This window comes from Microbacterium sp. NPDC089695 (genome assembly GCF_044749085.1).
In the GTDB taxonomy this organism is placed as follows: Bacteria; Actinomycetota; Actinomycetes; order Actinomycetales; family Microbacteriaceae; genus Microbacterium.
In genome coordinates this window covers 102,593-116,225 of the sequence record NZ_JBIVHG010000002.1, presented here as the reverse complement: position 1 = coordinate 116,225, position 13,633 = coordinate 102,593, and the positions used below count along the sequence as shown (strand labels likewise).

Annotated in this window: 18 protein-coding genes; all 18 read left to right on the top strand. The window is 68.9% G+C overall.

The features are described from left to right. The 18 genes from ACIPYT_RS13650 (at position 1) to ACIPYT_RS13565 (ending at position 13,613) form a co-directional block, all read left to right on the top strand. Complete coding sequence (locus ACIPYT_RS13650) at positions 1-918, top strand: flagellar motor switch protein FliM (RefSeq protein ID WP_401075210.1); 918 nt, start codon at positions 1-3, stop codon at positions 916-918. After that, a complete protein-coding gene (locus tag ACIPYT_RS13645) occupies positions 918-1,571 on the top strand; it encodes a FliM/FliN family flagellar motor switch protein (RefSeq protein WP_401075207.1) in 654 nt (217 codons plus the stop codon). The genes ACIPYT_RS13650 and ACIPYT_RS13645 overlap by 1 nt, the downstream gene beginning before the upstream one ends. A gap of 3 nt (positions 1,572-1,574) precedes the next feature. Then, positions 1,575-2,048, top strand: coding sequence for a flagellar biosynthetic protein FliO (locus tag ACIPYT_RS13640; protein WP_401075204.1), 474 nt, complete (start codon positions 1,575-1,577; stop codon positions 2,046-2,048). Between the two features lie 115 nt (positions 2,049-2,163). After that, entirely contained in the window at positions 2,164-3,000 is an 837-nt protein-coding gene (fliP, locus tag ACIPYT_RS13635) for a flagellar type III secretion system pore protein FliP (protein WP_401075202.1), read from the top strand. Continuing rightward, the gene (gene fliQ, locus ACIPYT_RS13630) at positions 3,000-3,275 is read left to right on the top strand and encodes a flagellar biosynthesis protein FliQ (protein ID WP_401075199.1); all 276 of its coding nucleotides are present in this window, start codon (positions 3,000-3,002) and stop codon (positions 3,273-3,275) included. Before fliP ends, fliQ begins: the two co-directional genes overlap by 1 nt. Then, a complete protein-coding gene (locus ACIPYT_RS13625) occupies positions 3,275-4,036 on the top strand; it encodes a flagellar biosynthetic protein FliR (RefSeq protein WP_401075196.1) in 762 nt (253 codons plus the stop codon). Before fliQ ends, ACIPYT_RS13625 begins: the two co-directional genes overlap by 1 nt. After that, a complete protein-coding gene (locus ACIPYT_RS13620; protein WP_401075193.1) occupies positions 4,033-5,136 on the top strand; it encodes a flagellar biosynthesis protein FlhB in 1,104 nt (367 codons plus the stop codon). Before ACIPYT_RS13625 ends, ACIPYT_RS13620 begins: the two co-directional genes overlap by 4 nt. Positions 5,137-5,177: 41 nt before the next feature. Further along, complete coding sequence (locus tag ACIPYT_RS13615) at positions 5,178-7,241, top strand: flagellar biosynthesis protein FlhA (RefSeq protein WP_401075190.1); 2,064 nt, start codon at positions 5,178-5,180, stop codon at positions 7,239-7,241. Positions 7,242-7,403: 162 nt separating this feature from the next. Next, the gene (locus tag ACIPYT_RS13610) at positions 7,404-7,958 is read left to right on the top strand and encodes a hypothetical protein (protein WP_401075188.1); all 555 of its coding nucleotides are present in this window, start codon (positions 7,404-7,406) and stop codon (positions 7,956-7,958) included. A 29-nt stretch (positions 7,959-7,987) separates the two neighbouring features. After that, positions 7,988-8,245 carry a DUF4258 domain-containing protein gene (locus tag ACIPYT_RS13605; protein WP_401075185.1) on the top strand — a complete coding sequence of 86 codons (258 nt, stop codon included), beginning with the start codon at positions 7,988-7,990 and terminating at the stop codon, positions 8,243-8,245. Beyond that, the gene (locus tag ACIPYT_RS13600; protein WP_401075183.1) at positions 8,242-8,466 is read left to right on the top strand and encodes a DUF2283 domain-containing protein; all 225 of its coding nucleotides are present in this window, start codon (positions 8,242-8,244) and stop codon (positions 8,464-8,466) included. The genes ACIPYT_RS13605 and ACIPYT_RS13600 overlap by 4 nt, the downstream gene beginning before the upstream one ends. Positions 8,467-8,553: 87 nt before the next feature. Next, positions 8,554-8,802, top strand: coding sequence for a carbon storage regulator CsrA (csrA, locus tag ACIPYT_RS13595; RefSeq protein ID WP_401075180.1), 249 nt, complete (start codon positions 8,554-8,556; stop codon positions 8,800-8,802). A gap of 120 nt (positions 8,803-8,922) precedes the next feature. Beyond that, positions 8,923-9,405, top strand: coding sequence for a flagellar export chaperone FlgN (gene flgN / locus ACIPYT_RS13590; RefSeq protein WP_401075177.1), 483 nt, complete (start codon positions 8,923-8,925; stop codon positions 9,403-9,405). A 5-nt stretch (positions 9,406-9,410) separates the two neighbouring features. Next, positions 9,411-10,817 carry a flagellar hook-associated protein FlgK gene (flgK, locus tag ACIPYT_RS13585; protein WP_401075174.1) on the top strand — a complete coding sequence of 469 codons (1,407 nt, stop codon included), beginning with the start codon at positions 9,411-9,413 and terminating at the stop codon, positions 10,815-10,817. A 26-nt stretch (positions 10,818-10,843) separates the two neighbouring features. Continuing rightward, complete coding sequence (locus ACIPYT_RS13580) at positions 10,844-11,719, top strand: flagellin (protein ID WP_401075171.1); 876 nt, start codon at positions 10,844-10,846, stop codon at positions 11,717-11,719. Beyond that, positions 11,716-12,111: a flagellar assembly protein FliW gene (locus tag ACIPYT_RS13575; protein ID WP_401075169.1), complete on the top strand. Its 396-nt coding sequence runs from the start codon at positions 11,716-11,718 to the stop codon at positions 12,109-12,111. The genes ACIPYT_RS13580 and ACIPYT_RS13575 overlap by 4 nt, the downstream gene beginning before the upstream one ends. 219 nt (positions 12,112-12,330) lie before the next feature. After that, on the top strand, positions 12,331-12,645 hold the full coding sequence (locus ACIPYT_RS13570) for an HU family DNA-binding protein (protein WP_401075168.1): 315 nt from the start codon (positions 12,331-12,333) through the stop codon (positions 12,643-12,645). A gap of 176 nt (positions 12,646-12,821) precedes the next feature. Beyond that, positions 12,822-13,613, top strand: a complete 792-nt coding sequence (locus ACIPYT_RS13565; RefSeq protein ID WP_401075165.1) for a sigma-70 family RNA polymerase sigma factor — start codon at positions 12,822-12,824, stop codon at positions 13,611-13,613. Positions 13,614-13,633 lie beyond the last annotated feature (20 nt).

Sequence of the window (13,633 nt, the reverse complement as noted above, 5' to 3'; positions counted from 1 at the left end):
GTGACCATCACCGCAGACGAGACCGTCGCGACCGACGCCCGGAGCGATGCGCCGGCGAGCCGCTATCCGGAGTACGACTTCAGTCGACCCGCGCAGCTCGATCGCGAGAGCATCCGTCATCTCGAGGCGGGCTTCGAGGCGTTCGCCCGGCTGTGGTCGGCGCAGCTCACCGCGAAGGTCAGGGTGCGCGCTCACCTCGCCCTCGAGCGGGTGGAGCTCGTGTCGTACGAGGAGTACGCCGAGACGCTTCCGGTCACCACCGCCATGGTGGTCGCCGGCCTCGCGGGCCGCGAGGAGCCGTGCGTCGTGCAGTTCGGTCTCGACAGCGCGCTGCTCTGGGTCGTGCAGATGATGGGCGGACGCAGCACCTCGCTTCCGGCGGCGCGCACCTTCACGCCGATCGAACTGGCTCTCGTGCGCCACCTCATGGACGACACCTTCGAGCATCTGCACGCCGGCATGGACGGGCTGCTGCCGGCCGAGCCGCGCTTCTCGGCCGTGCACTACAACCCGCAGTACATGCAGGTGATCTCGGCCACCGCGGCCGTGATCGTCGCGCGCTACTCCCTGCGTCTGGGCGATGCCGAGACCACCGCGACCGTGATGATCCCGGCCTCGGTCGTGGCCGACCGGCTCGCCGCGACCGGAGCGGATGCCGCGGGGGCGCACACTCCGGCGCACACCGTCGAGCAGGTGCGCAGCACTCCGCTCGAGGTCACACTGCGGCTCGCACCCCTCACGATCGGCGCGGGCGAGGTGCTCGACCTCGCGCCAGGCGATCTGCTGCGTCTGCCGCACCCCGAGACCAAGCCGTACGAGCTCGTCGCCGGCGATACGCGCATCGCGCTCGCGACCCCCGGCAGCCGAGGCTCCCGACTGACCTGCCTGATCACGACCACCTCCGAGGAGACCCACTGATGAGCACCTTCCACGAGACCGCCGTGGCCGCGGCGATTGCCGGCAGGCTGCCTTTCGGCTATCCCGTCATCCCGGCGCCCTCGACCGATCCCGGTGCCACCGGATCGGCGATCGTCGCGACGTTCACGGGATCTCCCGGCGCCCGGATCGCGATCCAGGTGCTCGATCCGGCGCAGCTCGAGGACGGATCGCCCACGGCGCCGCTCGCCGATCGACTGCATCCGATCCTGGAGTCCGCGGTGGCGGTGCTCGGCGCGGGGACGCTGGCCGCGGGCGAAGAGATGCCTGCGGCGACCGTGTTCGCAGATGCCGGGACGCAGGTGTTCGACATGGTCGACGCGGCCGGCGCCGTGGTGGCGCGCGCCGCGGTGCGTCTCGACGGCGCGCACACGGCGTCGCCCGGAAACCAGCGGCTGAGTCGCATCGCCGGCGTCGAGATGGAGCTCGTGGTCGAGATCGGACGCACGCGGATGCCGGTGCGCGACGTGCTGTCGCTCGAGCCGGGTCGCGTGGTCGAGCTCGACCGTGCTGCCGGGTCGCCCGCCGACATCAAGCTCAACGGGCGTCTGATCGGGCACGGCACGGTCGTCGTGGCCGAGGGGGACTTCGCGATCCGCGTGGAGCGGATCCTCGACGGCGCCGAGGTCGTCTGAGTCATGGACGACCTGCTCGTCGCGCTGCGCGCGGTGGTCGCCCTGGCGGCGGTGCTCGGTCTGCTGCTCTTCCTCAGCCGCCGGCTGCAGAAGAGCCAGGCGAAGGGCGACGCTCCGCTGTCGGCGCTGCTGCCCGGTCGTCTGGGGGCGCTGCTCGCGCGGGTGCCCGCCGCGACGACCGCCCGGACGGCATCGCGCCCGGCATCCCGCCAGGGGACCCGTGCGAAAGCGCGCCCGGAGAAGATCACGGTCGTCGCGCGCACCGGACTCGGCGGCAGGACGCAGCTCGTCGTGGCCGAGTTCGGCGGCATCCGCTATGTGCTCGGCGTCACCGAGAGCGGCGTGAGCGTCGTCGACACGCAGGAGGCGCCGCTCGTCGACGATGAGATCGAGGCGCACGACGCCGCGGCCGAACCCCTCGCCACGGTCGAGCCGCCCGACGACATCGTCGATCGCGCACTGCGCTCGGTCGCCTGACCCGCTGACTCGCGGTTACGGGCGCCCCGCCCTGTCGCGATAGTCCTCGACGAGCACGGATCGCTCGCCCCCTCGGCTACGGATCGGCCACGACACCCTGTCCCGGAGTGCCGCCGTGCCCCCTTCCGCGTCCGTGATCGCGTCGCCAGCGCGCGACCGTCGGCTTCCGCGCGCGGTGATCCTGATCGTGATCGCGCTGGCCATCGCCGTGGCCTGGATGCTGTGCACGGCCGTGGGCGCGGACGCCGCGACCACCGACCCGACCGACTCCGGTGACGGCACGGGCGGCGGGGTGACGATCAACGGCATCAACGGCACGCCGTCCGACAGCATCATGACGCTGCTGGGCATCACGGTGCTGAGCGTCGCACCCGCGCTGCTGCTCATGATGTCGAGCTTCACCAAGATCTTCGTGGTGCTGGCCCTGACCCGCAACGCGCTCTCGCTGCCGTCCATCCCACCGAACCAGGTGCTCGCGGGGCTCAGCCTGTTCCTGACGCTGTTCATCATGTGGCCGGTGCTCACCGACATCAACGCGGTCGCGGTCAGCCCGTTCACCGCGGGCGACATCGACTTCGGTCGTGCGTTCGAGCTGGCCCAGCAGCCGCTGCGGGAATGGATGCTGGCATACACCCGCGAAGAGGACATCGCGCTGATGCACCGCGCCGCGCAGATGGACAACCCCGACGACGTGTCGGCGATCGGCCTGCAGACCCTCGTGCCGGCGTTCATGCTCAGCGAGCTGCGCGCCGCGTTCCTCATCGGGTTCGTGATCTTCGTGCCGTTCCTCGTGATCGACCTCGTCGTCGCGAGCGCGCTGATGTCGATGGGCATGATGATGCTGCCGCCGGTCATGATCTCGCTGCCGTTCAAGATCCTCCTGTTCCTGCTGATCGACGGCTGGGGCATGGTCATCACGGCGCTCGTGCAGTCGTACAACGGGGGTGGCTGATGAGCCCCGAGGCTGTCATCGACATCGGGCAGGCGGCGCTGATCCTGGGGGCGAAGCTGTGCGCCCCTCTGCTCATCACGGCGCTCGTGGTCGGCTTCGCGATCTCGCTCCTGCAGTCGATCACGCAGGTGCAGGAGATGACGATCTCGTTCGTCCCCAAGCTCGTCGCGGTCGGCATCGCCCTCCTCGTGAGCGGTCACTGGATGATCGCCGAGATGATCGCGTTCTCGAACGAGATGTTCGCGCGAATCCCCGGGCTCCTGAACGGCGGATGATGAACATCCCGATCGACTTCATCTGGCTCGAGGCGACCGCCCTCGCGTGCGTACGCATCACGGCGTTCCTCGTGATCGCACCGCCGTTCAGCCACGGGACGATCCCGATGCGCATCAAGGCGATGCTGGGGGTCGGCCTCGCCCTCGCGGTGTCGCCGGTCGTGACCGACGGCTACGAGCGCCTCGACACGGGTGGATTCCTGCTCGCGCTCGTTGCGCAGACGCTGACGGGTGCTCTGCTCGGCTTCCTCGTCATGATCCTGTTCAGCGCGATCCAGGGCGCCGGGCACCTCGTCGACACGTTCGGCGGATTCCAGATGGCGCAGGCCTTCGATCCGGGCATGGCGATCAACGGCGCGCAGTTCACCAGGCTGTTCCAGATGACGGCGATCCTGCTGCTGTTCGCGTCCGACGGCTATCAGCTCGTGCTCGGCGGCCTGTTCCGCTCGTTCGATGCCGTGTCGGTGACCGGGGCGATCGATCTCGCGTCTCCGGCCGAGGCGCTCGTCGGCGCGGCGGGGCAGATGATGCTCAGCGCGGTGCAGATCGCGGGCCCGCTGCTCATCGTCCTGTTCCTCGCCGACGTCGGCCTCGGGCTCGTGACACGTGTGGCCCCCGCCCTGAACGCGTTCGCGATGGGCTTCCCGGTCAAGATCGCCCTCACGCTCGTGCTCGTCGGCTTCGTGTACGCGGCTCTGCCGGGCGTGGTCGGCGCGATCGTCGACGACGCTGTGCGCACCGTGCTGGGGGTAATGCGATGAGCACGCCGGACAGCGGGGAACGCACCGAGAAGGCCACCGAGCAGCGCCTCAAGGAGGCGCGTCGCAAGGGGCAGATCGGCCGGAGCCAGGACTTCACCGCGTGGGTGTGCATCGCGGCCGCGGCGGTGATGATGGTGCCCGCTGTCGCCTCGGGCACACAGGTCACGACCGAGCTCTTCCTCCGGGTCGCTCAGGTCGCCGAGAACCCGACCGACGCGGCAGCCCTCGATGCGCTCGACGCCGCGATCGGCTCGCTCGGCGGCATTCTGCTGCCGATGCTCGTGGTCGTGCTGCTCGCGACCACGGCGACCGCGGTCGCTCAGGGCGGCATCCATCTGCGCGGCGTGCCGATGCGCGCGGAGCAGTTCAACGTGGTCTCGGGCCTCCGTCGGGTGTTCGGCCAGCAGGCGCTGTGGGAGGGTGCGAAGGCGCTGTTGAAGACGGTCGCGATCGGGCTCGCGCTGTGGATCGTGATCTCGGGCCTCGTACCGGTGCTCATGTCGAGCGGCAGCCACAACATCACCTGGCTGCTCGAACAGGCGGCCGGGGGAGCGGTCGCTCTCCTCCAGGTCGCCGTCGTGGTCGGCATCCTGCTCGCCGCGATCGACGTCGCGGTCGTCATGCGCCGCAACCGCAAGCACACGCACATGACGAAGAAGGAGGCGAAGGACGAGCACAAGAAGACCGAGGGCGACCCGCTCGTGCGGTCCCAGCGCCGGTCCCGTCAGATCGCCCTCAGCCGCAACCGGATGATCGCGGCGGTCGGCGACAGCGATGTCGTGCTCGTGAACCCGACGCACGTCGCCGTCGCGCTGCGGTACGTCCCCGGGTCCGCCGCGCCGCGCGTGGTAGCGAAGGGCGCGGGCGTCGTGGCGCAGAAGATCCGTGAGAAGGCCGAGGAGGCCGGCGTGCCCCTGGTGCGCGACGTGCCCCTCGCACGTGCTCTCCACGCCGCGTGCGACCTCGGGCGGGAGATCCCCGAGGAGCTGTTCACCGCGGTCGCCCAGGTGCTCGCCTTCATCGAGCACCTGAAGCGCCGGGGCTCGGCGCGCGGCACCCACACCATGCCCTTCGCGAGCACCAGGGACCGCGGCCTCTGACCGGGTCGCACCCGTACACGTACGAGAGAACGAGAGAATCCATGATCGGTCAGCTGCTGTCCAAGGGAGCCGTCCCCGTCGGCGTCGTCGGCATCATCCTGCTTCTCATCGTGCCCATCCCGACGCCGCTGCTCGACGTGCTCATCGTCGTGAACATCTCGTTCGCACTGCTGATCCTGCTCACGGCCATGTTCGTGAAGAAGCCGCTGGAGTTCTCGGTCTTCCCGAGCCTCCTGCTCGTGGCGACGCTGTTCCGCCTGGGGCTCAACGTGGCCTCCACCCGACTGGTGCTCAGTGAGGCGCACGCCGGGCAGGTGATCCAGGCCTTCGGCCAGATCACGATCGCGGGCTCTCTCGTGATCGGCGCCGTGATCTTCCTCATCCTCACGGTGATCCAGTTCGTCGTGGTCACCAAGGGTGCCGAGCGCGTCGCCGAGGTCGGCGCCCGCTTCACGCTCGACGCCATGCCCGGCAAGCAGATGGCCATCGACGCCGACCTGAACGCCGGGCTCATCACGGAGGCGGAGGCGCGGGCGCGCCGGGCGGAGGTGGCTGCCGAGGCGGACTTCTACGGCGCGATGGACGGCGCATCGAAGTTCGTCAAGGGCGACGCGATCGCCGGCATCGTGATCGTGATCATCAACTTCGTCGGCGGCATCATCATCGGCATGGCGCAGCACGGCATGGAGATGGGGGATGCGCTCGAGACGTACAGCATCCTCACGATCGGCGACGGCCTCGTCACGCAGATCCCGGCTCTGCTGATGGCGGTCTCCACCGGCATGATCGTGACGCGCGAGAACGTCGAGGCCGAGATGGGGCAGGCCGCCGGGCGCCAGCTCCTGCAGTCGCGCAACGCGTTGCTGATCACCGGGCTCGCCGCGTGCGCGATGGGTTTCATCCCCGGGATGCCGCTCCTCGTGTTCCTGGCGATCGGCGCGGTGCTGCTGTTCGCGGCCTCCCGCGTGCGGGCGAACGAGAACCGCGAGGCCGCTCTCGTCGCCGATGCGCAGCAGCTCGAGGCGGCGGATGCGGCGGCGGAGGGGCCGGAGGAGCTCATGGACCGGATGCGGGTGCATGCGCTGGAGATCTCGCTGTCGCCCGACATCGTCGACCTCGCGGCCGGAGGTCAGGGCGATCTCCTGACGCGGGTGAAGTCGCTGCGGCGCAAGCTCGCGCTCGACATCGGCATCCTCATGCCGCCCGTCCGCACCCGCGACAACATCGACCTCCCTGCGCAGACCTACGCCCTGCTGATCGCCGGGGTCGAGGTCGGGCGAGGGACCGTGCCGCGGGGCCACGTGCTCGCGATCGGCGGGGGACTGGAACAGCTTCCGGGCACGGCCGTGACCGATCCGGTGTTCGGCCTCGAGGGCAAGTGGGTGCCGACCGAGATGTCGCACGCCGCCGACATGGCGGGCGCCACCGTGATCGACCGTGCGAGCGTCATCATCACCCACCTCTCCGACGTCGTGCAGAGTCAGGCCGACCGGCTGCTGTCGCTGGAGGACGTCCGTCAGCTCACCGAGCACCTCAAGCAGTCGAGCCCGGCGACCGTCGAGGAGCTCACCCCTGCGATGCTCTCGCTCGCCGCGATCCAGCGCGTTCTCGCCGGGCTGCTCGCCGAACGGGTGGCGATCAACGACCTCGCCCGCATCTACGAGGCACTCGCGCTGCGCGCCAAGACCGCCACCGACACCCCGGGCCTCATCGAGGCGGCGCGCACGGCGCTCGGTCCGGCGATCGCGGCCCGTTTCGCTCAGGACGGACGCCTCCGGGTCGTCATGTTCGAGCCGATGCTCGAGCAGCAGATGCTCGAGGGCATGCGCGTGGTCGACGGGCAGGCGCAGATCGTGCTCGCCCCGGAGGCGACCATGCAGCTGATCGACAGCATCCGGCGCACGGCGACCGAGATCGATCCCTCCGGTCCCGACCCGGTGCTCGTGTGCGCGCCGTCGCTGCGGCCGGCCGTGCGACGGATGGTCGCCGCCCAGGTGCGCGGGCTCCCGGTGCTGTCGTACGACGAGGCCGGGGCCGGCGGCTTCGCGACGGACGTCGTCGGAGTGGTGCGCCTCGCGCCTTCCGCTCTTCCGATCTCGACCTGACCGCGGCACCGCCGAACTGGCCGAGGGGCGACGCATTCATTCGAAGATGTTGACGCTGGACGCACGTATATCGCCATACCAGAACGTTCGGGGGACGATTCTCGAGTACTCATATCGCACATCGAATACATCGAATGGCAGGCCCCATCATGCAGCGCGGGTGTGCTGACGGCATCAGTCATCACGTCTGCAGTGATCGGTCTTCATCAGCCTGATGAGCCTGAGCAGACACATCCGGGGAGTATCGTCAACGCGATCGCACCTGAGGTAATGGACACTGCAGTTCTGGCCGACGATGTATCAGAACCCGTCCAGGTTCCCGTGAACCCCTCCGAAGGTATCGAATTGCTCACCGCAGAAGGCCCGATGACGCTCGGTCTCCCGGAGAGCGATGAACAGCAACACGTCGTCGTCGCAGAAGATGGCCTCGTCGGGTACGTGAATGGGGATGGCTCCAGCACCGTGCCCCTACCGAGGGCAGGCGGTGCCCTTCAAGTGCTGACGGTGATTGAAACGCCCGATGCACCGCTTTCGTACGAGTATGAACTGACTCTCCCGGAAGGCACGAAGCCGATCCTTGATGAGGGCGGCGGCGTGTTCGTTGAGCGTGCTGACGGAGCCCCGATCGCATACATGCCGGCGCCGTGGGCGACGGATGCCGCGGGGCAGATGTGCCGACCCATTACGAGGTCAGGGGAACTCTGCTCGTTCAGGTAGTTCAGCACCGGGGTGCCACGTATCCAGTCGTGGCGGACCCGTACTGGATCCCAGTGCTGAAGCTTGTGGCACAGTGGTCGAAGCACGCGCTGAAGCAGATTGCGGAACGAAACATCACGGAGAACCTCGTGAAGATTGCGCTGCAGGAAGGTCGCAGAACCAAGGGCGATACGAAGGGAACTTCGGTTTTCGAAGCGGGCGGCATTCGAGTCGTCGTCAACGACAAGACCGGAACCATCATCACCGTCACCCGAGCCGGCGGCGGAGGAAGCAGTGGAGGGCGATGAATATCCGGTATGACCCTGAAGTGGATGCGGCCTATCTCGCTCTGGGGCGTGATGTCGAGGACGGCGAAGCGGTCGCTCAGATCCCCGAGATCTATCCGCCCGGGGGTAGAGGAGAGATCATCCTGGACCTCGACGCGGAGGGTCACGTGATCGGTATGGAGATACTGGGCGCGAGCGTTCTCTTGCGGCCGGACGTACTCGCGGCGGCCAGGAAGATCTGAAGCTCTTCCTCTCATTTACGAGCGGAACGTGCGCTAGTTTGGTGAACGGGCGCGCGACGGTGCGCCGAGCCATGGAAGGCGGACGGCATGCTGGTACTCACGAGGCGCGCGAACGAGAGCATCCTCATCGGCGACGACATCACGGTGACGATCCTCGCGGTCACGCCCGGGGGAGTGCGCGTCGGGATCGACGCGCCGCGCGACAAGCGCATCAACCGCGCCGAGATCGTGCTCGCCGTGAGCGACGCCAACCAGGACGCCGTCCAGTCCTCTTCCGACGATGCCGCGGAGACCGCGCTGCTCGGCGCGCTCGCCCGCATCAGCACGACTCCCTGAGGGTGTCAATGGGGAGTTCTCCCCTTGCAACCCGAGTTACCCCGGATGCCGTTGTCGCGATAGTCGTGAATGTGACGGGCGGGGACCCGTCACGACCACTGATCTGACGAGGTGACCACCGTGGCCGCTCACGACCTGAGCATGCAGCTGATGCGAGAGCGCGATCTGCTCGAAGTGCTGCTCTTCAAGCTCGACGAGCAGCAGATGCTCCTCGCGACCGGGCGCAACCGGTGGATCCACCACGCGGCCAACGAGGTCGACCGCGTCCTCGCCGCCATGCCGACCGTCTCGCTGTCTCGCGACACGCTCGTGGTCGCGGTGGCCGATGAGTGGGGCGTCCCCGAGGCCACGACCCTGCGCGAGCTCATCGACGCCGCGCCGACCGACGCCTGGCGAGAGGTCATATCGGGGCACCTCGACGCCATGATGACCCTCGCCGAAGAGATCGGCGAGATGAAGAAGGTCAACGAGCAGCGGCTGCGCACGGCTATCCGCGTCACGCAGGAGACCATCGCGGGTCTCGGCGTGCCGACGGGGGAGTACGACCCCTCGGGTGACGTCGTGCGCGACGCCGACGCCCGACTCCTCGACACGAGGGTGTGACGTCGATGTCCTCCTTCGCCGGACTCCGGCTCGCCGAATCCGCACTGGCCGCCGCTCGCGCGGGCATGACCGTCACGGGTCAGAACATCGCGAACCAGACGACCGCGGGATACACCCGCCAGCGGCTCGAGCAGACGCCGGCGGCAGCACCGGGGCAGTCGGGCCTGTGGCCCACGAAGTTCGCGCTCGGATCGGGCGTCGATGTGACGGGCGTCGCGCGCCTCGGCGACAACCTGCTCGATGCGCGGGTGCGCGACGCACTCGGCGCCTCGGGGTTCTGGGTCGCGCGTGCGACCGCTGCCGGGCAGGCCGAGAAGGCCATGGCCGAGCCCACCGCCGACGGGCTCGCTGCGAACCTCAACCGCTTCTGGGCCGGATGGTCCGACCTCGCGAACACGCCGGATGCCGCGGCGGCCCAGGTCGTGCTGACCAACGCGCAGGTGCTGATCGGCCAGGTCGCCGCGGGCTATCAGACCGTCGCCGGGCAGTGGACCGACCTGCGTGGACAGGTGGATCGCCAGATCGCCGATGTGAACGCGGTGGCCGGTCAGGTGGCCACGCTCAACGGTCAGATCCGCGACGCGCTGCTGTCGGGTCGCACCGCGAACGAGCTGATCGATCAGCGCGGGGTGCTCGCTCAGCAGCTCTCCGCATCGGTGGGCGCCACGGGCATCGTCGAGGCCGACGGCACGCTCACGCTCCGCGTCGACGGGAACGCGCTCGTGTCCGGAGACACAGCCCGCGCACTCGTCGCGAGCGGGCCGCGGGAGATCGCCGACGGCGGTCGCATCACGGTCGCGTGGGCCGATCGGCCGACCGTCGCGGTCGCCGTCACCGGCGGCACGATCGGCGGCACGATCAGCACGCTCGCCCCCGCATCCGACGGCGGCACGCTGGCGAGCGTCGCGGCGGCGTACAACGAGACCGCGACGGCACTCGCGACCGCGGTGAACGACGTGCATCGTACGGGGCAGACCTCGACGGGCGCCGCGGGCGGCAACTTCTTCGCTCTCGACCCCGCAGGTCCCGCCGCGCTCGGGCTCCGCGTGATCCCGACGGGGCTCGCCGATCTCGCCCTCGCCGCGCCGGGTGCCGGCGCGAAGGACACCACGATCGCGGATCGCATCAGCACCCTGGGCGCCTCTGGCACCGGACCGAGCAAGGTCTGGTTGAGCTTCGTCACCGGATTCGCGGTGACCGTCGCCGGCGATCGCCAGCGCGCCGACATCGCCGACATGGGCGCCGTGGCGGCGGTCACCGCTCAGCAGTCGAACGCCTCGGTCGACGGCGACGAGGAGACCGTGAACCTGCTCACGTATCAGACCGCGTATCAGGCGGCCGCACGTGTGCTCACAGCGGTCGACGAGGCGCTGGATCTGCTCATCAACCGCACCGGCCTGGTCGGCCGCTGACCCTCGGAGGACACATGATCGGGCGCGTGACCAGCAGCACCATGACTCAACAGTCGCTGCGCACGATGCAGGCCACACTGGTCGATCGTGAACGACTGCAGCACCAGGCGACGTCGCAGCGGGCGTTCCGCACGCCCAGCGAGGATCCGGCCGCCGCGGCGACGACGCTCGGCGTGCACGGCGACCAGTCGAGGACGGCGCAGTACGCCCGCAACCTCAGCGACGGCCTGGCGTGGGTCACGACCGTCGACACCGCGCTCGGCGCGAGCACCGACCTGCTGAACCGCGCCCGCGATCTCACGGCGCAGGGGGCGAACTCCGGCGCCTTGAGCCCGACCGCCCGCGAGTCGATCGCGCAGGAGCTCGAGACGATCAGCGCCGAGCTGCTCGCGCGCGCCAACACCACGGTGCTCGGACGCAGCGTGTTCGCCGGCACGAGTGATGCGGCCGTCGCCTTCGAAACGGGCACGTTCGCCTTCAACGGCGCCGCAGGCGACGGCGTGCAGCGGCGCATCAGCGACAACGAGACGGTGCGCGTCGACTTCGACGGCGCCCAGGCGTTCGGCGCTGGGGCCGACAGCGCCTTCGCTCTGCTGAACGACATCGCCGCCGAGCTCCGCAGCGGCGCGAACGTCGGCGCCCGCCTCGGCGACATCGACGACCGCCTCAAGGAGGTCATCTCGGCCCGCGGTGCGACGGGTGCGCGTCAGGTGCAGATCGAGCGCGGGATGTCGCAGAACCTCTCCGTCTCGACGGATCTCGAGGCCCGCCGCGTCGAGGTCGAGAACGTCGACAGCCTCGAGGTGCTCGTGCGTCTGCAGTCGGCAGAGCTCGTCTTCCAGTCCGCTCTGCAGGTGACGGCACGGTCGCTGCAGACCAATCTCATGGAGTTCCTGCGATGACCACCGTCACGGCCGATGTGTCCGGCACCGCCGTCGAGTTCGCCTTCCCGATGCCGGGACTGAGTCCGTACACCGCATTCTCGCTCGAGCCGATCTCCGGCGCAGCGGGTCTCTACGCGCTGCGCGCCGAGGACGCGGACGTGCGTCTCTTCCTGCTCGACCCGGACTTCAACGACTACGGCTACGACCCGCAGGTGCCGGCGGGGGTCCGCGCGGATCTCGGTGCGGACGAGGACACCGCGCTGCGCGTGCTCGTGGTCGCGAATCCGGCGGACGACGGTGTGTACGTCAACCTGCGCGCGCCGATCGTGCTGCACCCCGAGACCGCTCGTGCGGCTCAGGTCATCCTCGATGACGAGTCGTATCCGATCCGGGTGCGTCTGGACGGCTGACCTCCCGCCGAGCGACCGCGGAGATCGGTAATCAGAGGAATCCGATATTCACCGCATATACCAAGGAAGAAAGAGTATCCTCTGAAGGGCACAGGCTGGGGTACTGGCAGATTCCGGCGTAGGCGCAGGGGATGGGATCCTGCGGGCGCGTCGCGGATGCCGCTGGTGGGGTACAGCGCAAGACGCTCGGTGACGAGCGATTTTCCATTGGACGGAAAAATGAGCACATCCAAGACGCTCGATACGAATCGGGTGAGCAAGAGGGAGTTCGTGCAGCGGTTCGCGCGACGGGGTGGGATCTCGGTCGGCGCCGCGCAGACCGCGTACAACGCGATGATCGACGAACTGGTCGATCTGGTGAGCCGTGGCAACACGGTGACTCTCACCAACTTCGGGAAGTTCTATCCGCAGACCCACAAGGGGCACCGGGTGCAGTTCTCGAAGGACGAGGGCACCGGCGAGGTCGACGACTACACGGTGCTGAAGTTCTCTGCGACGCGCGAGGTCAACAAGCGTGTCAAGGTTAACGACTGACAATCGTGATCTAAACGTAAACGAGAATTTCCGAGGGTTTCGCCTCTCGGTGCACTGAGGCGGCCTCGGCGGCCCTAGCATGTACACGGACGACGTTCCGGTCATCGCAGGATGACGTGTGCTGTGGGTCGCTGGGGGGCTTGCACTGACAGTGAAAGAGGCCGAACCCTATGCCGATGCGCGCGCGCAACCAGCTCGTGGTCGAGCACCTGCACATCGTGGGTGCGGCGACGGCGTCCTTCGCCGCACGCCTGACGCACGTCTCGCGCGATGACCTCGCTTCGGCGGGGGCGTTCGCGCTCGTCCGCGCCGCCGAGAAGTTCGACGCGAGCCTCGGCGTGCCCTTCGGCGCGTATGCGCGCGAACGGGTCCACTGGGCGCTGATGGACGAGCTGCGCTCGATGGACTGGGCGCCCCGTGACGTGCGGACTCGCGCCAAGGAGGCGAAGCGGGTGCGGGATGCGCTGGCGGGGGCGCTCGGACGCACTCCCACGATCCGAGAGATCGCGGATGCGATGGGCCTCGACGTCGGCGCCGTCCGGGAGCGACTGGCCGATGCCGAGCGGACCGTGGCGAGCCTCGATCTGCTCGACCCGCACGACCTCGTCTGGACCGGCTACCTCCCCGAGGAGATGGCGATCGCCGCCGAGCGCGAAGAGCTCCTGCACCACGCGGTCGAGGCTCTGCCCGAACGCAAGAGGGACATCGTCCGAGCGATCTACTTCGAGGAGCGCACCGTCAAGGAGCTCGCCGATGAGCTCGGGGTCTCGCACGCGGCGATCTCCCAGCACCGGGCGGAGGCGGTGCGGATGCTGCGCGATGCCCTCGATCGGCACTACGCCGAGAGCACGGTCCCGCGCACGTCGACCTCGTCGGCCGCGGCCCTCGACGCGTACTTCGACCGTCTGGCGAGCGCGAGCGGTCACCGCTACGCGAGGGCGTTCCTGCGTCAGACCATCGGCGTGTGAACGCTGCGCCCACCGTGCGC

Excerpts from the sequence above, each read along its gene's own strand:
- ACIPYT_RS13645 (WP_401075207.1), top strand. The coding sequence starts at position 918 with ATGAGCACCTTCCACGAGACCGCCGTGGCCGCGGCGATTGCCGGCAGG.
- ACIPYT_RS13640 (WP_401075204.1), top strand. The coding sequence starts at position 1,575 with ATGGACGACCTGCTCGTCGCGCTGCGCGCGGTGGTCGCCCTGGCGGCG.
- fliQ (WP_401075199.1), top strand. The coding sequence starts at position 3,000 with ATGAGCCCCGAGGCTGTCATCGACATCGGGCAGGCGGCGCTGATCCTG.
- ACIPYT_RS13625 (WP_401075196.1), top strand. The coding sequence starts at position 3,275 with ATGAACATCCCGATCGACTTCATCTGGCTCGAGGCGACCGCCCTCGCG.
- ACIPYT_RS13620 (WP_401075193.1), top strand. The coding sequence starts at position 4,033 with ATGAGCACGCCGGACAGCGGGGAACGCACCGAGAAGGCCACCGAGCAG.
- ACIPYT_RS13615 (WP_401075190.1), top strand. The coding sequence starts at position 5,178 with ATGATCGGTCAGCTGCTGTCCAAGGGAGCCGTCCCCGTCGGCGTCGTC.
- ACIPYT_RS13600 (WP_401075183.1), top strand. The coding sequence starts at position 8,242 with ATGAATATCCGGTATGACCCTGAAGTGGATGCGGCCTATCTCGCTCTG.
- csrA (WP_401075180.1), top strand. The coding sequence starts at position 8,554 with ATGCTGGTACTCACGAGGCGCGCGAACGAGAGCATCCTCATCGGCGAC.
- flgK (WP_401075174.1), top strand. The coding sequence starts at position 9,411 with ATGTCCTCCTTCGCCGGACTCCGGCTCGCCGAATCCGCACTGGCCGCC.
- ACIPYT_RS13575 (WP_401075169.1), top strand. The coding sequence starts at position 11,716 with ATGACCACCGTCACGGCCGATGTGTCCGGCACCGCCGTCGAGTTCGCC.
- ACIPYT_RS13570 (WP_401075168.1), top strand. The coding sequence starts at position 12,331 with ATGAGCACATCCAAGACGCTCGATACGAATCGGGTGAGCAAGAGGGAG.
- ACIPYT_RS13565 (WP_401075165.1), top strand. The coding sequence starts at position 12,822 with ATGCGCGCGCGCAACCAGCTCGTGGTCGAGCACCTGCACATCGTGGGT.